Below are 22,124 nucleotides of genomic sequence, written 5' to 3'. Positions count from 1 at the left end.
CTAATTGTCACTATTTTTCATTATTTCATATATTTTTTCCATATCTAAATGTTCTCTTAAAAAATCAGCTAATTTATCATATTCTTTATTTTTAAACTCATCAAATGACTCAACTTTACTTTCAATAGGTTCTAAGTTTTTCATTTTTCTTATATTATTTAAAATGGTTCTCGTAAAATCTATATCATCAAAAATTCCATGAAGATAAGTTCCCAAAACATTACACTGATTATTTACACTACCAACCTCATAGCTTACCACCTCACCAAGTTTTTCTGTCACAGTTACAAAATTATCACTATTTTCTCTTCTTCTTGTCATTCCCATATGAATTTCATATCCATTTACTGCTTTTTTATTTAAATTTGCAAGGTAACCATGTAAGTTATCTCCTAATATGGCTTTAACTTGAGTTGTAGTTTTTTCTAATTCAAAAGTCGTATCAACATCTAAAAGTCCTATACCTTCCACTTCTTCCAAATCATTTTCAACATGATAAGGATCTTTTAAAATTTTTCCTAACATTTGATATCCACCACAAATACCGATTATAAGTTTTCCTTTTTTATGAAGCTCTTTAATTTGGTTCTCTAAGCCATTTTTTCTCAAGAACATTAAATCATCTATAGTAGATTTAGTTCCTGGAATAATTACTATATCAGGATTTCCAAGAGATTCTCCATAATCAACATACCTTAGGCTCACATCTTCTTGTGTTTCAAAGATATTAAAATCTGTAAAGTTAGACATATGAGGTGTTCTTACAACTTCTATATGAATATCTCCCTTGTCTACTTTTTTCTTAAATCGAGTGGTTACACTATCTTCCTCTTCAATTTTTATATCTGTGTAAGGTATGACTCCTAGAACAGGGACTTTTATAATATCCTCTAGCATTTTTACTCCAGAGTCTAAAAGTTCTTTTCGTCCTCTAAATTTATTAATTATTACTCCCTTAACTCTTTTTTTATGTTCCTCAGGAAGTAGTAACATTGTCCCTGCTATAGATGCAAATACACCACCTCTATCTATATCTCCTATTAATATAACTGGTGCATCTGCAATTTGTGCCATTCCCATATTTGATATATCTCTTTCCATTAGATTGATTTCAGCACAACTTCCTGCACCTTCCATTACTACTATGTCAAATTCTTCTTCAAATTCTCCAAATATATCATCTAATACTTTTACTAGCTCTAATTTATACTCATGATATTCCTTTGAAGACATATCTCCTACTACTTTTCCTCTTACTATAACTTGGCTTTTGTTATTACCACTTGGTTTTAATAATATGGGATTCATATCTGCAATAGGGTCTATTCCACAAGCTTCAGCTTGAGAAACTTGAGCTCTTCCCATTTCCAAACCTTCTTTTGTTATAAAAGAATTAAGAGCCATGTTTTGAGATTTAAATGGTATTACTTTATAATTATCTTGTTTGAAAATTCTACATAGTCCCGTAGTTATTATGCTTTTTCCCACATTTGATGCAGTTCCTTGAAGCATTATTTTTTTTCCCATAACATTAATCCTTTCCACTTTATATAAATACCAAAAAATCCCAGCTCGAATGGCTAGGATTTTACTATGTAACATAAAATCAAATCTTCACCCCGAGATTTTTATATATAATTAATTTAGGCAGGTATCCTGGCTTAACATCATCTTACTCCCATACCTTCCCATCAACATTGACAGTGGTAATTATGGTTTCATCCGTTTTACAGTAGCGGGGGCTGCAAAGGCTTTTACCTCTTTCCCTAAAACCTAAACTAATTTTATTTAATTTTACAATTTTCTTCTTATTTCATAAAAAAATTTATATATCTTAATTATAGTTATTTTTACTATGATGCAAAACATATTAATTTTTTTTATATATATAAATATTATTAAATAATTATTTTTTTAACTTTCTCATAAATTTTAATTTATAAATTATGACTAACTTTTAGAGCTTCATAATTACATTTTATTGTATATTCAATATCTTCATTAGTATGAGCATAAGACAAAAACATAGCTTCAAACTGACTTGGTCCTATTAATACTCCTCGATATAACATTTCCTTAAAATAAGCATTGTATTTTTTTATATTACTTTCTATAGCATCATTATAATTTTCTACTGGACCCTCTTTAAAGAATAAGCAAACTAGAGACCCTGCTCTGTTAACTGTATAGTTAAGATTTAAATTTTTTAGATTATCTTTTATTCCTTGCTCTAATCTTCCTGCCTTTTCATTTAAAGCTTCATAAATTTCAGGATTGTCTCTTAATACTTCTAGATTTCTTTTACCTAAATACATGGCAAGTGGATTTCCCGATAAAGTTCCTGCTTGATAAACAGGACCTACTGGAGATACAACTTCCATTATTTCTTGTTTACCACCATAAGCCCCTACTGGCATTCCCGCTCCTATAATTTTTCCAAAGCAAACCATATCTGGTTTTACGTCAAAATAACCTACTGAGCTGTTATAAGCCAATCTAAATCCAGTGATAACTTCATCAAAAATTAAAACAGTTTCATATTCATCACATATTTTTCTTAAAAATTCTATAAATTCTTGCTTTCCTGGTACAACCCCCATATTTCCACCAACAGTTTCTACTATTATGGCTGCTATATCATCACCATCTTCTTCAAATACTCTTTTTACATCTTCTATGTCATTATATTTACATACTAAAGTATTTTTAACAATATCAGCTGGAACTCCAGGGCTTGTTGGTACTCCAAAAGTTATTGTTCCTGAACCTGATTTAACTAATAAACCATCTGAGTGACCATGGTAGCACCCTTCAAATTTTACTATTTTATTTCTTCCTGTAAATCCTCTGGCAACTCTTAATGCACTCATTGTTGCTTCTGTTCCTGAGTTTACCATACGAACTTGATCTATTGCTGGACAGGCATCAACTATTAGTTTTGCCATTTCAACTTCAATTTCTGTAGCTAAACCAAAGCTTATTCCACTGGCAATCATTTCTCCTATGCCTTTAGATATTTCTTCGTTACTATGACCTAACATCAATGGTCCCCAAGAACAAATATAATCTATATATTCATTATCATCTACATCTGTAATTCTACTTCCATAAGCTTTTTTTGCAAATATTGGACTTATACCAACAGAGTTAAAAGATCTAACAGGACTGTTTACTCCTCCTGGTATATATTTTACCGCTTCTTTATATAACTCTTCAGATTTAGTATGTTTCATGTTTCTCCTCCTAAATATCGAATAATTCTTCTATGATTTTTATATATTCTTCTCTTTTTCCTTTGTTTTTTACTTGTTTTAAATTAATAATTGGCTCCCTAATCACTCTTTTTAGTGCTGAAGCTAGCATTTTATCAATTATTTTTTTTTCTCTTTGACTTAAATCAATTTTTCGAAAAATGTAATCTAAAGTATCATATTTTATTTCAGTACACTTATTGTTAAGAGATTGAATTGTTGGGTCTATATTAGAAATATCTTGCCAAATAATAAACTCTTTTATTTTTTCATTAATTATTTCGTAAGCTTCTTTTGATAAATTAATTCTCATATCATCATTTCTATGCTGTATCTCTTTTAAATCATCAATACAATAAACTTTGGCATGTTCCAATTCATTAATTTTAAAATCGATATCTCTAGGTAGTGCTAAGTCCATAAAATAAATGTGGTTATTTATACTTGGCATGTCTTCACGTCTTATGACTAGATGTGGTGCTGATGTGGCACTTATTACTATATCTATTTCATTATCTATTAAAATATTGTATCTGTCTTTATATTCTACATATTCTATATTGCTATATTTACTTTGTATTTCTTTAAATTTTTCCACACTTCTATTTACAACATACAAAGTACCCACAACTTCTTCTTGTAGGTGCTTTATTGTTAACATGTTCATTTTACCTAAACCTATTATTAATATATTCTTATCCATTAAACTCCCTATTTTTTCTTTTAAAAGTTTTATTCCTATATAGCTTATTGATAAAGGTTGTTGTGAAATTTTAGTTATAGTCTTAACTTCTTTTGCTGTAGTAATTGCTTCCCTAAATAGTTTATTTAGAAGTTTTTTTGTAGCTCCCAATTTCATAGAAAACTCATATGAATCTTTTACTTGACCTAAAATTTGATCTTCACCAAGAACCACAGAATCTAACCCTGAAGTTACAATAAACAAATGATTTATAGCTTCTTCATTCTTCTTACTAAATAAATAACCTTTTATATTATCCAACTTGAAAAAATCTTCATAAAAATTTCTAACAACTTCAATACCCTTTTCTAAATCTTCACAGCTAATATAAATTTCACTTCTATTACAAGTAGAAAGTATTACAACATCATCTATACCCCCATCTAATAATATATTTATTGCCTCGATTTTTTTTGTATCTGTAAAGGATACTTTTTCCCTAATACTAATAGATGATAAGTTATGATTTATACCTATAACTGCAATATTCATTTCCTACCTCCATATTTACTTTATCATTGATTGGAGAGTTAAATTCTAACATTAATAATAAAAAAATCCATATTCGTAAAAAAATATGGATTTTATTTTTCTTATATTGTCTTTTTTTATTTTGCTATTTTATTTAGATTCCCCCCAAAATGTTCACTCCAATAATTATATAAATCTTCCTCTTTTCTAAACAAAGGCAAATTCATATTCTTATTAAGTTTTACAAGCCATGGAAGTTCTAATCCTGCTTCTTCTATTTTTTCTTCATCAATAAATACTTCTTCCACATTACCTTCATTAATTATTTTTCCTTGATTTAACACATATACATAATCGCATATGTCATAAATCAAATTCATATCATGGCTAGTAATTACTATTTTCTTTCCTTTTTTGTACATTGTTTTAATTATATCTACAATTGCTCTTGTACTTTCTGGATCTAATCCAGCTGTTGGCTCATCCAATAAGACAAGATCATTTTCCATAGCTATTACTGATGCAATTGCCACTCTTTTTTTCTGACCAAAGCTTAAACTATGTACTGGTCTATCTATAAATTCTTCACCATTAACGGCTTCTAGAGCTTTGCTAATTCTTGATTTTATAGTTTTTTCATCTGTACCAATATTTCTAAGAGCAAAGGCCAAGTCATCATATACCATGGAATAAAAAATTTGTTTCTCTGGATCTTGAAAAACTATGCCTACTTCTTTTCTTAAATTATATAAACTTTTCTTATCATATTTAAGCTGACTATTTTTATATAATATTTCTCCTTGTGTAGCTTTCAAAATCCCCATTAGATTATTAAATAATGTGGACTTTCCAGATCCATTTGAACCTATTATGCCAATAATATCACCATTATTAAAATCCATAGTTATATTATCTAAGGCTTTTCTTTTTTTGTCATATTGATATGTTAAATTATTTATTTTAAACATTATTAATCTTCCTCTACAATATAAAATGTGCCATCATAAAGCTTCATATCTAAAGCAATACTCATTTCATCATATCTTATCATCATCCTTTTGAATAACATATTTACTAATAACCCAAAGGAGTTATATCCATTTTTTAAATTTATATATCCAAATCTAAGTTCTTGAGATTTTCTTATATCTGCAACTTCTTCCATAAATATAAAAATAAATCTATACATTAACATGGAAATTTCTAAAACTATATCTGGTAAGTGCAATTTTTTCAATACAAATATTAATTGATTAAAAGGTGTTGTAAGCATTATAAAATAAATACAAGTCAAACATGATAATGCTCTAAAAAATAAACGTGTTGATGATACTATTGATTCATTTGAAACTCCTATGTATAAACTTCCTAAATTTATACTGTATAATAATGATTCTTTATCCTTAGAAAAATTTAAAAGTATCATAATTATACTTACAATTAAAAATACCAATGGAGTTTTAATAAAATGAATATAATCTTTAAATTCAATTTTTGCAATTCCAACTATAATAAAACTCATTATACCTATAATCAGTAAAGATATATAATTATAAGGATTAATCAAAGATAAAATTAGTAATAGCATACCTATGGCAAATTTCACATTTGGATTTACTTTGGACAACTTATTTTTATATGCATAATCATCTATTATCATTTGATCTTTCTTCTCTCATTTTTTTCTTAGTTCTAGTAGTTCCAATATAATACCCTATTATTCCTGCTCCAAGAGCTGCTTGTGATGCAAATAGTAAACTTTCAATCTCGCCACTTGCAGGTTCTATTATACTACTAAACCATGGCTCATACTCTGGATTTATTTCAGTTATTACACCTTCAGCCTCTCCATCTGCTCCTCCAAACTCTGCACCTTTTTGAGTTATTAATGGAACAATAATTATAGCTAACACTAATAAAAATAAAATCACAGTTATCTTTATATTGCTTGATTTTTTTGTTGTTGTACTTTGCATTATGCTAACACCTCTCTCTCTTCATTTTCAGTTATAAAGTTATAAATTATAACTGTAAGTAATCCTTCTGCTATTGCTATAGGTACTTGAGTAACAAAGAATACTCCTAGGAATTTTACTGCTGACGCCATAAATCCACCTGCTGGGTCTGGAAAAGCAAGGCCTAATTGGAATGATGTTACTGTATATGTTAACAAATCTCCTAAGGCTGCTGCTAAAAATACGGCAACTTTTTTATCCATTTTATCTTTACATAGTTTCCATATTCCAAAAGAAACTAATGGCCCTACAATTGCCATTGAAAAAGCATTTGCTCCTAAAGTTGTGATTCCTCCATGAGCTAATAATAAGGCTTGGAATAATAATACTATTGTACCTAAAACAACTGTTGCACTAGGTCCAAATAATATTGCTGCAAGTCCTACACCTGTTGGATGTGAACAACTTCCTGTAACTGATGGAATTTTTAATGCTGATAATACGAAGACGAAGGCTCCACAAAGAGCTAATAATAATTTCTTTTTAGGTTGTTCCTTAACTATTTTAGTAATATTTTTAAGTCCTACTACAAAGAATGGAATAAATATTACCCACCAAATTATGGCCCATTTTACTGGTAAAAAACCTTCCATGATGTGCATTGCATTTGATACTACTGGTGTAATCATTAACATAAAGGCTGCTATTAATGACCATTTTACATTACTTTTTTTCATACTAAATACATCTCCCTTTTGATTATTTTTAGGGTGTATATCTTATTATTTTGATTCACTTAACTAGGTTTTCTTGTTGTAACTAAATATTGTGCTTCCTTATTTGTTGATAATTAAAAAACCTAACCAAAAGGCTAGGTTCGTATCTTTTAATTTCCAACATAAAATGTTTTCAAATAAGATACTTCCTTCACCCCGAAGAAATTTCTTTTCATATTTTAGGCAGGTCTCCTGACTTAGTTTCATTCTACTCCTCACCTTCCCATGATTTACACCACAGTGGTTTTCTGAGTTTCGTCCACATTACAGTAACGGGGGCTGTAGAGGTATCTCACCTCTTTCCCTATTAATCGTTAAAGAACCTAAAATATTTTTTATTATTATTCTTACAATTTAATTCTATACCAAATTATGTATATATTCCATAAAAATAATTTCTTTTCATAAAAATATGTTAATAATTTCTCTTTAAGATTCTTTTAAGGTTAAATTCTTATACTCATACTATAAAATACATTGTTAAAGAGGTGATAAATATGGCAATAAAATCATTCAAACGCTATGAAAAAAAATTTTTAATAACAGAAAACCAATATAATCAGTTGGTTGCAAAACTTTTGAATTATATGAATCCTGATAAATTTTGCCAAAATAATAATACTTATAAAATATATAACATCTATTATGATACAGAAAATAGTGATGTCATAAGACATTCCATATCAAAACCATATTATAAGGAAAAACTTAGACTAAGAAGTTATAAGGTTCCAACTAGTGATAAGGATAAAGTATTCTTGGAACTAAAGAAGAAAATTAACGGTATCGTTAGTAAAAGAAGACTTTCTCTTTCCTTAGGAGAGGCTTATGAATTTCTTTATAATAATAAACCACCTATAGTTGAAGATTATATGGATAAGCAGGTTCTTAGTGAAATAAAATACTATCTTAGTAATACAAAAGTTTATCCTACTGTATTTATTTCTTATGACAGAAATGCTTTCTTCTGCAAGGATAATCCTGATTTTAGAGTTACTTTTGATTCAAGGGTTTTAACTAGAAGAAACCACCTTTACTTGGAAGAAGGAGGTTTTGGTGAAGATATAGTTGGAGAAGGAAAATATCTTATGGAAGTAAAAATATTAGGTGCCATACCTTTATGGTTTACAAGAATTATATCTGAATTGGAAATTTATCCAACTCATTTTTCAAAATATGGTAATGAATTTATGAACTATTGCTTAAATAATAAAGAAAATAATGAAATAGGAATAGGAGCTGAAATATGTTAGAAACAATAATAGCATCAACAAGTGGAGAATCCTTTACTCTTACCAATTCTCTAATAGTAATAATCACATCTATTATTTTAGGAATTATAATAAGTGTGGTCTACATGAAAACAAATAAAAAATCAAATTTTAACTCAGGGTTTAGTACAACTTTAATTATGCTACCTGTAATAATATCTATAATTATTTTACTTGTTGGCAACAATGTAGCTAGGGCCTTTTCTTTAGCAGGAGCCTTTTCTATAATTCGTTTTAGAAGTGCACCTGGAGATCCAAAAGATATTGCATATATATTCTTCACTTTAGCAATTGGACTTACTTGTGGTATGGGATATATTACTTATGCTGTTTTATTTACATTCATTTTGTCTGCTGTAATGATAGGATTACATATCACTAAATTTACAGAGCCTAAAAATAAAAATATGCAACTAAAAATTACTATCCCTGAAGATTTAAATTACGAAGGTGTATTTGAAGAAATATTAGATAATTATACTGCTTCTTATAACATAGAAAGAGTTCGAACAAGAGATTTTGGTTCTTTATTTGAATTAACTTATTTGATTAACCTTAAATCTAATGTAAATCAGAAATCGTTTTTAGATGAGTTAAGATGTAGAAATGGTAACTTAAATATTACCCTTACACTTTCTAGTACAAGCTATGGTTATAATTAATTTGTTTCCCCTTAAAATTTTTTAAGGGGTTTTGTTGTATAATATAATAAAATTCGCTTTGCCTGAGGGACGTGTCGGTGCCATGAAATTTTAGGTAACGACCTTGCTCAAGTTGAAGCTTTTTGGAGGAGAACATATTGAAACTTTTATTAGTAGAGGATGAAAAACAACTTTCTGAAGCTTTAAGTCAAATATTAATTAATAATAAATATAGTGTTGATGCAGTTTATGATGGAGAAAATGGATTAGAATACGCTCTAACAGATATTTATGATGTAATTATTTTAGATATAATGCTTCCTAAACTAAACGGATTGGAAATTTTACGAAAACTTAGAAAAGAAAATATTTCAACACCTATACTTTTATTAACAGCCAAGGACTCAGTTGATGACAAGGTCGCTGGTCTTGATTTAGGTGCTGATGATTACTTACCAAAACCTTTTGACCCAAAGGAATTATTGGCAAGACTTAGAGCAATTTCACGAAGAAAAGGCGAAGTAATAAATGATAATTTATTAAGTTATGGTGATATTAATTTAAACATATCTAATTACGACTTAAGTTGTAAAGATGCTGTAGTTACTCTTACTCAAAAAGAGTTTGAAATACTAAACTATTTTATGCAACGACCTAGAAATATTTTAAGTAAAGATGATTTAATTACTAAGCTTTGGGGATTTGATTCTGATGTGGAGTACAACAATATAGAAGTTTATATCTCTTTTATTAGAAAAAAACTAACTTTTATTAACTCTTCTGTTAAAATCACAACCATAAGAAGAGCTGGATATAAACTGGAGGAGTAATAATGTTTAAAAAACTAAAAACAAGATTTATTTTAATAAATATGACTTTGCTCACTGTAGTTTTTATAAGTATTTTTGGATTTCTTTATTTTATGACTAATCATAGCATTAATAGAGAAACAAATATGACTATTGATTCACTTATGAATAATGCTCCAAAACAAAAAACCAATAATGGAAATATTATTGTGGAACTTGATAATAGTGGCAATATAATCAATTACTTTGTTCATCTAAATTACGACATGACTACTGTAAAGTTACAAAACTGTATAAACAGTATTTATAAAAGTAATAAAAATAGTGGCAAGACTAAAATAGATGATTATACTTATAAATATGAAAAAAGATCATTTGGTAATTATTCAAAAATTGTACTATTAAATATATCCTCAGAGGAAAGTTTAAAAATAAAATTAATACAGATTTTTGTTTTGGCTGGATCCATAAGCCTTGTCATTTTATTAATAATAAGTATTTTTCTTACTAATAAAAGTATTGAACCTATTAAGGAAACTTTTAATAAGCAAAAGCAATTTATTGCAGACGCTTCTCATGAGTTAAAAACACCCTTAAGCATAATTAAAACAAATACTTCATTACTAATGAGCAACCCTGAAGATACAATAAAAAATCAATCTAAATGGATTAAGTATATTGATTCTCAGTCAGATAGAATGTCTGAACTTGTAAATGATATGCTTTCTCTTGCAAAGTTAGATGTGGAAGAAAATAAATTAATAGTTTCAAATATGAATCTTAGCAATATTATAGATAGTATGCTTTTAACCTTTGATGCTATAATTTTTGAAAATAAAATCACACTAGAAACTAATATAAGTAAAAATATCATGATAAGTGGTAATAGTGATAGCGTAAAAAAATTATTTAGTATTCTTATGGACAATGCAGTTAAATACACAAATAAATGCGGGTCTATCTCTGTTACATTAGTTACAGATAAAAATACAGCTAAATTAATAATTAAAAATACTGGAGATGGAATTCCTAAAGATAAGTTAAGTAAAATATTTGAAAGATTTTATAGAGTAGATGATTCTAGAGATAGAGAAACTGGAGGATACGGTTTGGGCCTATCCATTGCAAAATCTATTGTTGATCAACATAAAGGTAAAATTTACGCTTCTAGTAATTTTAATAAAGATGCAACTTTTACTGTGGAATTACCACTTTCTTTGTAAAAATAAAATATATTTTTAATTGGCTATTTTATATAAATATATAAAAGACTGTATGTAATTTATGATATGCTCCCTTTATAGTAGACAGGTAAAATAATAAAACTGTCACTATGAAGGGAGCATATTTTATGGGAAGAAAACCAAAGGTATCATACGAATTAAAAATAATAAATGTAGAGAAATATATAAAAGGAGAAAAAAGTGCATCAGAATTAGCTAGTAAATTAGGTGTAGCATGTGAAACTTTTAGAGAATGGGTTCGTAAATATAATGATAATGGAGCCGAAGGCTTAAGAGGTAGTTCTAAAAATGTCTACTATTCTCCAGAACTTAAATATTCAGCTGTTAATGACTATTTTGCTGGTGAAGGATCATTATTTGATATATGTAGTAAATATAATATTTCGTCACATAGTATACTTTATGGCTGGATTTTAAAGTATAATAAGAGTCATAATGAATGGAGATATCCTAACACTAAGGAGAATAAAATTATGGCTAAAGGTAGAAAAACAACATATAAGGAAAGAATTGAAATTGTAGCGTTTTGCATTGAAAATAATGATAATTACCAATTAACTTCAGATAAATATAAAGTTTCATATCAACAAGTTTACACTTGGGTTAGAAAATATAAAGAAAATGGATATGAGTCCCTTAAAGATAATAGGGGAAAAAGAAAAAATATAAATCAAATGAGTGAGGCTGAAAAATTAAACGCTCAGATAAGATTACTAGAAGCAAAGAATAAACAATTAGAAATGGAAAACAACTTTTTAAAAAAATTGGAGGAAGTAGAAAGGAGGGGATAAAAAATAGTTTCACAAAACCAACCATATATATTGCAATTAAAGAACTACATAATGAAGGTTATCCAATATTAGTACTATGCAAATTTGCAGGTATCTCAAGGGCTTCATATTATAAATGGTTAAACAGAAAAGAAACTAAAAGAGATACTGAAAATAAAGTTATAGAGCGTGAAATAATCAAAGTATATGAAGATGTTGAGGGTATTTATGGATATAGACGTATAACGATGAATATTAATAGGAATTTATATAAGAGATATAATCATAAGCGAATTTATAGACTAATGAAATGTCTTAATTTGAAATCAGTAATTCGCAAAAGAAGAAAGAATTATGTTAAAATTACCCCTCAAATTACAGCTGAGAATATATTAAATAGGGATTTTAGCGCAGCTACGCCGAATGAAAAGTGGTTAACTGATGTAACTGAATTTAAATTAACTAATGGTACGAAGGCTTATTTGAGTGCAATAATAGATTTATATGATAATAGTATAGTTTCATATGTTGTAGGACATTCAAACAATAATAAATTAGTATTTGATACGTTTGATATAGCAGTTGAAAATAATCCTACTGCTAGTCCTATATTCCATAGTGATCGCGGCTACCAATATACAAGTAAAAACTTCAAGGTAAAACTTGATAAAATATCTGCTACGCAGAGTATGTCTCGTGTAGGTAGATGTATAGATAATGGACCAATAGAAGGGTTTTGGGGAATTATTAAATCTGAAATGTATTACTTAAAGAAATTTCATAACTTTGAAGAATTAAAATTAGCAATAGATAAATATATAGAATTTTATAATAAAAGAAGATTACAAAAAAGATTAAAAGGCCTGACTCCGATAGAATATCGAGAGCAGACCTTAGCTGCTTAATTTTTATTTTTTGCACTGTCTACTTGACAGGGTGCAGTTCATTAATTTTCATACAGTCTTTCTTCATTGTAAATCTATTCTTCCTGTTCTTCCTCTATTTCATATCTTATTAAATAAGCATCCGTTTTTATACTTTCCCATGAACCTTCACTAAGTTGTCTCATAGGCATGTGACTTATGCCAATGACATCATAAATTGGGTATTTTGTATTTAGCTTTTTAGTTGAATAATTGCCCAAATCTACATCATATAAATCTTCATCATCTTCGTAATACTCTTCTTCATTTCTATACACTGCAGCGTAATAAGCGCTATTTTTATATCGCTTAAATTTTGTATTACTTATAACATCTAAAAGTGTTTCAATATCCATGTTATAATAACCCATTGAACCGAACATAAAAGTTTCATTTTCATAAGTTTTACTAGTTGTTATACTATAGTTATTTCTGTTAGCTGATATAAAATAAGTCTTATTATTTAAATCTCGTATAGTATATTGTAAACTTCTTATTTTATCATCTTCATTGTATTTCAGATCAAGTGACTCCACACTAGCCATATCCTCTATTCCTAGTTCTTTTTTTATAATTTCATAATCATTTTTTAAATTTTTAATACTTATATTTTTTATAGTTATTTCTCTATCTCTATATTCTACCTTATTGTATATTATTGAATTTAGTACCCCTAAGCAAAGTATAACAATACCTAGAATACTTGCCTTTTTCTTTATTATACTATTTGCTCTTTTTTTATTTTTCATAAATATAAAGTATATAGCAAAACCTACAGGAATAGTCAAATTAAAACTATCAACATTGAAATTAAATGTAAATGCTCCTAATAAATAGAATCCTACTAGTTTTAATGCTAGATAATTTTCAACTTCTTCTTTATTGTTGTATAAATACACTAAAAAGAATATTACAAAAATCAATAAACCAATGCTTAATAGACTGTTTTCATTTATATATTCAATTAATTTATAAATATATTCCATACCCACTTCCCCCCAAATATTGTAATTATATAAATTTTATCATATTACTATTTCCTTATATAATTACAATAGATTACAAAAAAAAGAAATTATCTAAATAGCTTATTTAGATAATTTCTTTTTTTTAAATGACCTTTACATATTTTCCATGCTACTATTATTTCCAGAAGGAGGAGTCATATTTTCGTCTCTATTTCCTCCACCACCTCCTGGCTGATTACTATTGCTTGACACACCATCTTGAGTAATACTAGTTATTACATCTGAAATTTTACTACTTCCTACTTCAATTCCCTTAGTGTAACTTCCTCCTGAATATAATCCATCTTTTTCTTCTCCACTACAAGAACCGCCTACGTATACTTTATAAGTTTCATTTGATTTTATATTTGGAGTACATATAACTACAGATGAGTAGGTTTTAGTCGGTGAGAAAGTAACTACATCATCACCATTTTCTGATTCTACTCTTATTAAAGTATTAGCTTCTTGAGAAGTTAAGCTTACATTTATGGTATTTAATTTTGATGAAGAACTTGGAGTTTGAACCATACCTAAACTTCCTGCAGCTATTAAAGTTCCTCCACTCATATTGAACTCACCGTCATAATCTAAGGCTCCGTTGCCTCCATTAGTTGGTCCATTAACAATGGCAGTTCCTCCTGTCATTGTTAAATTACCATTTGCATCTAATCCATCTCCATCAGCATCTACAACTAAGTATCCACCGTTTATAGTTGCTGTTCCACTTGTTGTTGACTCCATTTTATTTTGTCCTGGTCTTCCATTTGTAGATGAACCATCGGCTCCACCTGCTGCATTTAAACCATCATCACTTGCTACCACATGTATATTTCCATCATTTATAGTTATATCTGTACCTTCTATTCCTTCATAAGACTTAGTTATATTTAATGTACCACCGTTTATTTCTAACTCAGCATCTGTATGGGTTCCGTCATCTCCAGAAGATAAGTTAATATCTCCATTATTTATAATCAATTTGTTATTTGAATGTATTGAATCATCAGAAGAATCTATATTAATACTTCCATCATCTATTTGAATTACAGAACTTGCTTTAATTGCTTTTGCACTAGTAGTATCTTCTGTTGTAGTAGTATTGTTTTCCATAGGTTCTCCTGGTTTTCCACCGCCCCATTGGCCCCATCCATCTTTACTACTACTATTTTCACTTCCTCCACCAGTTGTAATATCAATATTACCACCAGCTACTAACAAGTTATTTTCTGCTTGAACTCCATCTTGGTCTGCTGTAATTTTTATTGTTCCATCTTCTAAAGATACATAACCTTTGTCCTCTTCATCAGCATTATAGGCTTGGATTCCATCTCCACCTGCATCTATAGTTAAATTTCCACCTCTAACTATAACAGAATCTTTTCCTTTTATTCCATCTGTCACAGATTTTACACTTATACTACCACTTTCAATCATTAAATCATCTTTACTTACTATTCCCTTATGGTAATTCCCATTAACTTCTAAAGATCCATTTCCTATAAAAGTAATATCTTCTTTACTAAAGATTGCTGCATCTTGGTTATTTTCTGCTTTATCATAAGTTTTCCCATCTGAAATTTTATTTTCACTATTATCAGCTAGGGCAAATACAGTTTTTTCAGAGCTTAATATTTGAATTGGAGAAGTACTTTTACATGTAATGTCAACTCCATTTAAAAGAATATAAGTCTTCTTTTCTTTATCAGTATTTACTATAATTTGTCCATCACTTAACTTTCCACTAATACTATAAGTTCCTGCCGTATTTATAGTAATTACATTTTTATCAACATCTACACCACTACCTTCAACAGTAGTATTATTATCACTAAGTTTTATATAGGTATCTATATCTCCTATTGTTTCTACTTCTTCACTTGATTTACTTAACAAGGTTGTAGCATTTTTATTAGTTGTTATACTAGTATTTGTGCTACTAGCTCCACTTTCTTTTAATGTATCACTACTTTTATTTGAACACGCCGTCATACTTACACATAATGAAAAAACAGATAACATTGCTATTAATTTTTTATTCATAAGTTTCTCCTCCATAAAATCTTTTATTCTTATGAAAAAATCATATCATTCTTATCTTAAAGTAATCTTAAATCACATAATTTATAATCTCTTAGTGCATAAAAAAAGAAGGAACTTAGTCCTTCTTTTTTTAATCATTTATGCTTATATCTCCTGTTTTTACATTTGCTATAATCTTATTTACGGGATCATTTCCATATTGTCCAGTAAAAGAATTTGATGATTGTGATACATTGTTAAACTTTAAGCCTGTATCTAAATCTCCAAAGCTCTTATTTCCTTCAAAAATAAAACTTAAATTTTTATTTGTATATAACTCCACATCTCCAATTTTTGATTTAATTCTAAAGTCACCATTTAAATTTTCTATATTACAAGTTATATCTCCAACTTGAGATTCTATACTACCTTTTCCACTAAATTTGTCTATATCAATATCTCCAGTTTTCCCTTCAATAGTCACTTCTTTTCCATATAAATAATTAAAGTCCATATCTCCAACTTTGTTTTTTATAGTAATTTTATTAGAATTTATTTTTTCATTTCCGTCAATATCTCCAGTTACAACATCAATATATACATTATTTAAATTTAAATCTGAATCAAATGTTATATCTCCTACTCTGTTGTTAATAGTTATATTTTCCTTATAAGATTTTGGAATCTTAACTTCTACTTGTAAAGAAAGCCCATTAAATATTCCCACTATATTTCTACCTGACTTATTATTAAAATCCTCAATGCTTAAGGTATCTGAATTAATTTCTGCATTTATATACTTTTTATTTTTTAAAGTTTTATTACACTTTACAATTACCTTTATATTATCTTCATTATTTTCAGTAATAATTAAATCACTGGCGTTAAAATCAGTTTTTATATCCTTGATGTGATTTATATCATCAAATTTTAATTCTTTTACTGCCTTCATATTTGAAATTGTAAAATTTGTATTAAAAATATTACTTGAAAATACATTCCCACCCCATCCATTTATACCTATTGCTAATACTAGGGCTAATAAAATTGCAACAATAGACCAAAGGATCATTCTAAATTTAACCCAATTTTTATCATTCATTAATCTATCTCCTTATATTCAAAATAAGCTCTTATTACTTTTTCTATGGCTGCACCTATTACAAACATTATCCATGTTATATGCCATGCACCTGTTGTAAAACTTATTAGTAAATATATTGCTGTGATTATTGCCCACATAGCACTTTCAATAGATTTTCTCACTCTTCTACTTTTATTAGTAGTACTTTTCCATTCTTTAAAATCTTCTACTAAAGTGTCATCCTGCTTCATATATTGTGGTTTTGTCATATTATTATAGATTAGAAGTCCTGTAGCACCTGCTATTAATAAGAACATTATAACTACTCCTAAAGTCTCAAATCCAATACTTCCAAAAACTATTACACTTACAGGACATAATATATACATCATTACTGATATTGCCGTAATTTTTGCACTTTTCTTCTTATCCCAACTTTCCTTCGTTATTTCTAAAAGATCCTTTTCAAATAAATTATCAATATTTCCTATACTTGATATAACCTTATTATATGCCATTTCATCATCCATATTACTTTGTAGTAAGTCATAATATTTATCTAGCAAATTTGCTAATAATTCTTCTTTAAACTCTTCTGTTCTTCGATTTTTGGGTGCATTTTCAAATAGTTCTTGTACATAATCCTTTATTTTTATTTCATTGTTCCCTATCATAGTATACCTTCCTCCTTAAATCAAACTATCAATTATATTTTTAGCTTCTTCCCAATCCAACTTATTTTGTTCATAAATTTGTATTCCCATTTTAGTAATTGAATAATATCTTCTTCTAGCTCCACTTCCTTCATTTCCCCAATATGAGGTAATTAGTTCAGCTTTTTCTAGCCTTCTAAATGCTGAGTATAATGTGGCTTCTTTTAGTTCATAAAGATTATTTGTTTTTTCTTTTATTACTTTATTAATGGCGTATCCATAACTATCGCCTTTTATAAGCTCATTTAATATTATGGTGTCTGTGTGTCCCCTTAGTATATCTGATGTAATTGACAACAATAGCATCTCCTTTTTTACTATATTTTATTATTATAGTAGTATAATATACTTCGCCTGTCAAGGTATATACAAAAATATACTATATTTCTTTTCACAATATATTTATTATAAAAAAATAGTAACTATATTAAATATATATAATATAGTTACTATCTAACATCTGTTTATACTACTCTTGTACTTTAATGTCGTACTCAAGCGCAAAATTTCTTATAGAAACAATAAGTACACAGTAAGTCTACAACATACTTTCGTACAAGCAAAAAAGAACTCTAATTGCTAGAGTCCTTCATCTACTTTTATCTTATATTTTAGATAACTCACTTAGATTCTTATCTATAATTCTACTTTCCACAATCCATGAAGATTACAATAAGCATATGCTTCTAATACTTTATCATCTTCAGTTAAAGTAAATTCCATAATTGGATCACTATCTATTTCTAAATGCTTACGTTGCACACCTTGCGCAGTTAGCAAATATATCCAACTTATATGATGCTCTTGTATCATAGGATGTAATGTGCTTCCAACTTGTACTTTTACTTTGTTTTCATTTATACTTAATACTGGTATATGTTTTTCTACTGAGGCTTCTGTTGTATTTGCCACTAGCTCATTCATTGTTTTACCACAACATACTACTTTAGGTCCTTTACTGTCTATCATTTCTATTAAGTTTCCACAAACACTGCATATAAAAAATTTTTTTGAATTGTTCATTCTATAACCTCCTAGATAATAATACAAGTATAATCCATCATATACTCTTAATTTCATCTTATATATAATTATAACTAATGTCAATCTAAATCATTCTATCTTCCTACTTTCCAAATAATCATTTAGCAACATTTAAATAATTTTAAAATTTATTTAATATTTTTGACTTCATACTAAACTTTGTATCTTCATCAATTATATTCCTCATTAATTTAAGCTTCCCATTATCCTCAAAATACTGTGATCCATATTTCAGATTAAATTCATAATCAAAATCATTAGGATTTTTCCCTTGATTGTGTTGAACTATAGTTTCAAGTTTATCCATAGCTTTTACAAGCTTAGCTTCTTTTGTAGAACACTCATTGTATTCTTTCCACAAATCATATATTTTTTCACTTAAACTTTCTGGCAGTGTTGTTAACATTCTTTTCATAGCTATCTCTTCCATATGCGATTTATTATCATCTGCACTTTGTAATTTTGCTGATATATCACCATCATAAAGCTCACCTAAATCATGAACCAAACTCATCTTTATGGCTTTATTAATATCAACATCTTTAAAGTCCTCTTCTAAGACCATTAACAACATTGACAACCTCCAAGAATGCTCTGCCGTAGATTCTCTTCGACCAGTTTTTGTCCAAGCAGTTCTTGTAATTGATTTCAAATTTTCTATTTCTTTTATAAATTCAATAACTTTATTAATATTATTCATAACAACTCTCCTGTGTATATATGTTAATTATACTTTATCATAGACATATTATTAATTTACATGACATATGTCATTCATACATATACATTATAAGATTTATATAACTCTAACACCAGAATAAAAGAATAAAGATACTTGTCTAGCCAATTCTAATTTGATGACATTTTCTTCTTGACCATACACTTGCATAAATGTTAATAGGGTATAAATAACACCCATGAAAGGAAAACCTAAAGACAGATGAAATATATTTTCATCATTATATTGAAAAAGCGTTTAATATAATGCAATAAATAAGTAAATTTATAATCTCTTAGCATAAAAAAATAAACTACTTGAAAAATACCAAGTAGTTTATTTTTATTTGATTATAATGGGGTTTTATATGTTAATGTTATAATCTATTAAGCTATATTTTTTTATTATCTTCAGCTTTTACTTTTCTCACTTTATTAAAGAATATAACTGCGAAAATCAAACCTGCAACTACACCTATTCCATTACCTATTTCTGGTGATAATTTAAATCCTTCTGGAGCCTGCATTATATAACTAAATGTTACTGCTGTCATAAATATGGCTGGTATAGCAGATATGAAGTAGTTTTTATTATTTTTTAGTAAGAACATTGAGCCTGTCCATAACATTATCATTGCTAATGTTTGATTTGACCATGCAAAATATCTCCATATTATATTAAAATCTATAAATGTTAATGCTATACCTACTGCAAATAAAGGTATCGCTATCATAAATCTATTTTTAATTGGCTCTTGTTTTACATTAAATGTGTCAGCTATTGTAAGTCTAGCACTTCTAAATGCTGTATCTCCTGAAGTTATTGGACATGCTACAACTCCTATTATTGCAAGTACTGCTCCAACAGGTCCAAGTAAAGTTACTGACATTTCTTGAACACCTACTGCTGGAGTTCCTCCATAAAGTGCCTGTAGTTGTGGTTCTCCATGGAAAAATGCCATTGCAGCTGCTGCCCATATTAAAGCTATTATACCTTCTGCTATCATTGAACCATAAAATACTGGTCTTATTTCTCTTTCATGCTCTACACATCTAGCCATTAAAGGCGATTGTGTAGCATGGAATCCTGATATAGCACCACAAGCTATTGTTATAAATAAATATGGGAATATTGATTTTCCATCTGGATGGAAGTTTGTTAATGTTAATTCTGGTATAGTATAACCTTTTATAAATAATCCGCCTGCTATACCAATTGCCATTATTATAAGTGCTGCCCCAAATAGAGGATATACTTTTCCTATAACTTTGTCTATTGGAAGTACAGTTGCTAATATATAATAAGCAAATATTACTACTACCCATATTGATGTATCGATTTTAGTTAAATTATTTAAAAGTCCTGCTGGTCCAGTTACGAATACTACACCTACTAAAACTAATAATACTACACTAAATACTACCATTACTTTTCTTGCATTTTCTCCCAAATAAATACCAACAAGTTCTGATGCTGATACCCCTTTGTTTTTAAGTGACAAATGACCTGATAAGAAGTCATGTACACCACCTGCAAATATAGTTCCAAATACTATCCATAAAAATGCTGCTGGTCCAAATAATGCCCCCTGAATTGCTCCAAATATTGGTCCAAGCCCTGCTATATTTAAAAATTGAATAAGGAATATTTTCTTCCAATCCATTGGAACGTAATCAACTCCGTCTTCTAAAGCCACTGCTGGAGTTGTTAATGAATCATCAATTCCAAATGTTCTTTCTACAAATCTTCCATATAAGAAATAACCTAAAATTAAAATAATAATCGCACTAAAAAAAGTAATCACAATTTCCACTCCCTCTATAGTTTTTTGTAGAGATTTGTATTTTTTATCTCTATACCAATATAATACTCTTTATAGTAAGGAAAACTATTTCTTATGTACGAATTGTCATAAATCATACATGAATTGCATTTATATATTCATAAGTTGCCTAAATAATTTAACTTTCCCCCTGCTTACTGTTATCTCATATTTTCCTTTATTCAATTTTAAAATATACGTATTGTTAAACCAAGGTATTATTTCTTCTATTTTTTCTAAATTTACTAAATAAGATCTATGACTTCTAAAAAAATTCTCCTTATTAATTGTTTTTTCTATTTCTGATAAACTTTCTCTAATTTCATATTCTTCATCCTCAGTAAAAATATGTGTATATCTTTCTTTTGCTTCACAATAATAAATATCATTAACATTAACTATATGAATTTTGTCATTTTTCCAAAGACTTATTTTGTTACTAACCTTTTGATGTTCAATTTTATCTTTTTGATGTTCAATTTTATCTTTACAATTATCTTCAATAATAGCACTTTTCAATTTATTTAACATTGAAATTATTCTTTCATCTGAATAGGGTTTTAAAATATAGTCAAAAGTATCTAAATTAAATGCTTCCACTGCATAATTATCATAAGCAGTTATAAAAACTATTTTGGGCTTTATTTCAAATTTATTTATGGTTTTCGCCAAAAGCATTCCATCTAATTTTGGAATATTAATGTCTAGAAATATGGCATCTAATGTATTTTCTTGTATAAAATTAAGTACATCTAAGCCGTTATCAAATTCATCCACAATCTCCATTTCTGTATATTTTTCAATAAAATACCTTAACTCTTTTCTTGATGGATATTCATCATCAACTATGATAACTTTCAT

The 22,124-nt window shown here is 28.1% G+C and carries 23 protein-coding genes and 2 riboswitches; of the genes, 6 read left to right on the top strand and 17 right to left on the bottom strand.

Annotated elements, in window-relative coordinates:
- The 7 genes from TVTCOM_RS03420 to TVTCOM_RS03390 all read right to left on the bottom strand — a co-directional run bounded on the left by TVTCOM_RS03420 (nucleotide 1) and on the right by TVTCOM_RS03390 (nucleotide 7,156).
- On the bottom strand, nucleotides 1-1,527 hold the full coding sequence (locus TVTCOM_RS03420; RefSeq protein ID WP_434798447.1) for a cobyric acid synthase: 1,527 nt from the start codon (nucleotides 1,525-1,527) through the stop codon (nucleotides 1-3).
- A gap of 102 nt (nucleotides 1,528-1,629) precedes the next feature.
- Nucleotides 1,630-1,792, bottom strand: a riboswitch (cobalamin riboswitch).
- A 145-nt stretch (nucleotides 1,793-1,937) separates the two neighbouring features.
- Nucleotides 1,938-3,233, bottom strand: coding sequence for a glutamate-1-semialdehyde 2,1-aminomutase (hemL, locus tag TVTCOM_RS03415; RefSeq protein ID WP_434798446.1), 1,296 nt, complete (start codon nucleotides 3,231-3,233; stop codon nucleotides 1,938-1,940).
- A gap of 10 nt (nucleotides 3,234-3,243) precedes the next feature.
- Entirely contained in the window at nucleotides 3,244-4,485 is a 1,242-nt protein-coding gene (gene hemA / locus TVTCOM_RS03410) for a glutamyl-tRNA reductase (protein WP_434798445.1), read from the bottom strand.
- A 116-nt stretch (nucleotides 4,486-4,601) separates the two neighbouring features.
- Entirely contained in the window at nucleotides 4,602-5,432 is an 831-nt protein-coding gene (locus TVTCOM_RS03405; RefSeq protein ID WP_434798444.1) for an energy-coupling factor ABC transporter ATP-binding protein, read from the bottom strand.
- Between the two features lie 2 nt (nucleotides 5,433-5,434).
- Nucleotides 5,435-6,124, bottom strand: a complete 690-nt coding sequence (gene cbiQ / locus TVTCOM_RS03400) for a cobalt ECF transporter T component CbiQ (protein WP_434798443.1) — start codon at nucleotides 6,122-6,124, stop codon at nucleotides 5,435-5,437.
- Nucleotides 6,111-6,440, bottom strand: coding sequence for an energy-coupling factor ABC transporter substrate-binding protein (locus TVTCOM_RS03395; protein WP_434798442.1), 330 nt, complete (start codon nucleotides 6,438-6,440; stop codon nucleotides 6,111-6,113). The genes cbiQ and TVTCOM_RS03395 overlap by 14 nt, the downstream gene beginning before the upstream one ends.
- Nucleotides 6,440-7,156: an energy-coupling factor ABC transporter permease gene (locus TVTCOM_RS03390; protein WP_434798441.1), complete on the bottom strand. Its 717-nt coding sequence runs from the start codon at nucleotides 7,154-7,156 to the stop codon at nucleotides 6,440-6,442. The genes TVTCOM_RS03395 and TVTCOM_RS03390 overlap by 1 nt, the downstream gene beginning before the upstream one ends.
- Before the next feature lie 204 nt (nucleotides 7,157-7,360).
- Nucleotides 7,361-7,537: riboswitch (cobalamin riboswitch) on the bottom strand.
- Nucleotides 7,538-7,692: 155 nt separating this feature from the next.
- On the opposite strand from TVTCOM_RS03390, the gene TVTCOM_RS03385 reads away from it, so the two are divergent.
- The 6 genes from TVTCOM_RS03385 (at nucleotide 7,693) to TVTCOM_RS03360 (ending at nucleotide 12,835) form a co-directional block, all read left to right on the top strand.
- A complete protein-coding gene (locus tag TVTCOM_RS03385) occupies nucleotides 7,693-8,448 on the top strand; it encodes a polyphosphate polymerase domain-containing protein (RefSeq protein WP_434798440.1) in 756 nt (251 codons plus the stop codon).
- Nucleotides 8,442-9,128, top strand: a complete 687-nt coding sequence (locus TVTCOM_RS03380; protein WP_434798439.1) for a DUF4956 domain-containing protein — start codon at nucleotides 8,442-8,444, stop codon at nucleotides 9,126-9,128. Before TVTCOM_RS03385 ends, TVTCOM_RS03380 begins: the two co-directional genes overlap by 7 nt.
- Before the next feature lie 137 nt (nucleotides 9,129-9,265).
- A complete protein-coding gene (locus TVTCOM_RS03375; protein WP_434798438.1) occupies nucleotides 9,266-9,937 on the top strand; it encodes a response regulator transcription factor in 672 nt (223 codons plus the stop codon).
- A 2-nt stretch (nucleotides 9,938-9,939) separates the two neighbouring features.
- Nucleotides 9,940-11,139 carry a sensor histidine kinase gene (locus TVTCOM_RS03370; protein WP_434798437.1) on the top strand — a complete coding sequence of 400 codons (1,200 nt, stop codon included), beginning with the start codon at nucleotides 9,940-9,942 and terminating at the stop codon, nucleotides 11,137-11,139.
- A 128-nt stretch (nucleotides 11,140-11,267) separates the two neighbouring features.
- A complete protein-coding gene (locus TVTCOM_RS03365) occupies nucleotides 11,268-11,951 on the top strand; it encodes a transposase (RefSeq protein WP_434797125.1) in 684 nt (227 codons plus the stop codon).
- Nucleotides 11,894-12,835 carry an IS3 family transposase gene (locus TVTCOM_RS03360; RefSeq protein ID WP_434799713.1) on the top strand — a complete coding sequence of 314 codons (942 nt, stop codon included), beginning with the start codon at nucleotides 11,894-11,896 and terminating at the stop codon, nucleotides 12,833-12,835. Before TVTCOM_RS03365 ends, TVTCOM_RS03360 begins: the two co-directional genes overlap by 58 nt.
- A 74-nt stretch (nucleotides 12,836-12,909) precedes the next feature.
- On the opposite strand, the gene TVTCOM_RS03355 is transcribed toward TVTCOM_RS03360, so the two are convergent.
- The 10 genes from TVTCOM_RS03355 to TVTCOM_RS03310 form a co-directional block, all read right to left on the bottom strand.
- On the bottom strand, nucleotides 12,910-13,839 hold the full coding sequence (locus TVTCOM_RS03355) for a hypothetical protein (RefSeq protein ID WP_434798436.1): 930 nt from the start codon (nucleotides 13,837-13,839) through the stop codon (nucleotides 12,910-12,912).
- A 135-nt stretch (nucleotides 13,840-13,974) separates the two neighbouring features.
- Nucleotides 13,975-15,903 (bottom strand): carbohydrate-binding domain-containing protein, encoded by a 1,929-nt coding sequence (locus tag TVTCOM_RS03350; RefSeq protein WP_434798435.1) that lies wholly within the window; start codon nucleotides 15,901-15,903, stop codon nucleotides 13,975-13,977.
- A gap of 130 nt (nucleotides 15,904-16,033) precedes the next feature.
- Nucleotides 16,034-16,984: a DUF4097 family beta strand repeat-containing protein gene (locus TVTCOM_RS03345; RefSeq protein WP_434798434.1), complete on the bottom strand. Its 951-nt coding sequence runs from the start codon at nucleotides 16,982-16,984 to the stop codon at nucleotides 16,034-16,036.
- Nucleotides 16,984-17,640, bottom strand: coding sequence for a permease prefix domain 1-containing protein (locus TVTCOM_RS03340; RefSeq protein WP_434798433.1), 657 nt, complete (start codon nucleotides 17,638-17,640; stop codon nucleotides 16,984-16,986). Before TVTCOM_RS03340 ends, TVTCOM_RS03345 begins: the two co-directional genes overlap by 1 nt.
- 15 nt (nucleotides 17,641-17,655) lie before the next feature.
- Nucleotides 17,656-17,985, bottom strand: a complete 330-nt coding sequence (locus TVTCOM_RS03335; protein WP_434798432.1) for a PadR family transcriptional regulator — start codon at nucleotides 17,983-17,985, stop codon at nucleotides 17,656-17,658.
- Between the two features lie 330 nt (nucleotides 17,986-18,315).
- Nucleotides 18,316-18,702: a desulfoferrodoxin family protein gene (locus TVTCOM_RS03330; protein ID WP_434798431.1), complete on the bottom strand. Its 387-nt coding sequence runs from the start codon at nucleotides 18,700-18,702 to the stop codon at nucleotides 18,316-18,318.
- Nucleotides 18,703-18,844: 142 nt separating this feature from the next.
- On the bottom strand, nucleotides 18,845-19,423 hold the full coding sequence (locus TVTCOM_RS03325) for an HD domain-containing protein (protein WP_434798430.1): 579 nt from the start codon (nucleotides 19,421-19,423) through the stop codon (nucleotides 18,845-18,847).
- Nucleotides 19,424-19,519: 96 nt separating this feature from the next.
- Entirely contained in the window at nucleotides 19,520-19,642 is a 123-nt protein-coding gene (locus tag TVTCOM_RS03320) for a hypothetical protein (RefSeq protein ID WP_434798429.1), read from the bottom strand.
- A gap of 190 nt (nucleotides 19,643-19,832) precedes the next feature.
- Nucleotides 19,833-21,245 carry a carbon starvation CstA family protein gene (locus TVTCOM_RS03315; protein WP_434798428.1) on the bottom strand — a complete coding sequence of 471 codons (1,413 nt, stop codon included), beginning with the start codon at nucleotides 21,243-21,245 and terminating at the stop codon, nucleotides 19,833-19,835.
- 129 nt (nucleotides 21,246-21,374) lie between these two features.
- Nucleotides 21,375-22,124 (bottom strand): LytR/AlgR family response regulator transcription factor, encoded by a 750-nt coding sequence (locus TVTCOM_RS03310; RefSeq protein WP_434798427.1) that lies wholly within the window; start codon nucleotides 22,122-22,124, stop codon nucleotides 21,375-21,377.

This window comes from Terrisporobacter vanillatitrophus, from assembly GCF_051148895.1.
GTDB lineage: Bacteria > Bacillota > Clostridia > Peptostreptococcales > Peptostreptococcaceae > Terrisporobacter > Terrisporobacter vanillatitrophus.
The sequence above is the reverse complement of the archived record's forward strand: the minus strand, read 5'-3'. Positions and strand labels throughout refer to the sequence as shown.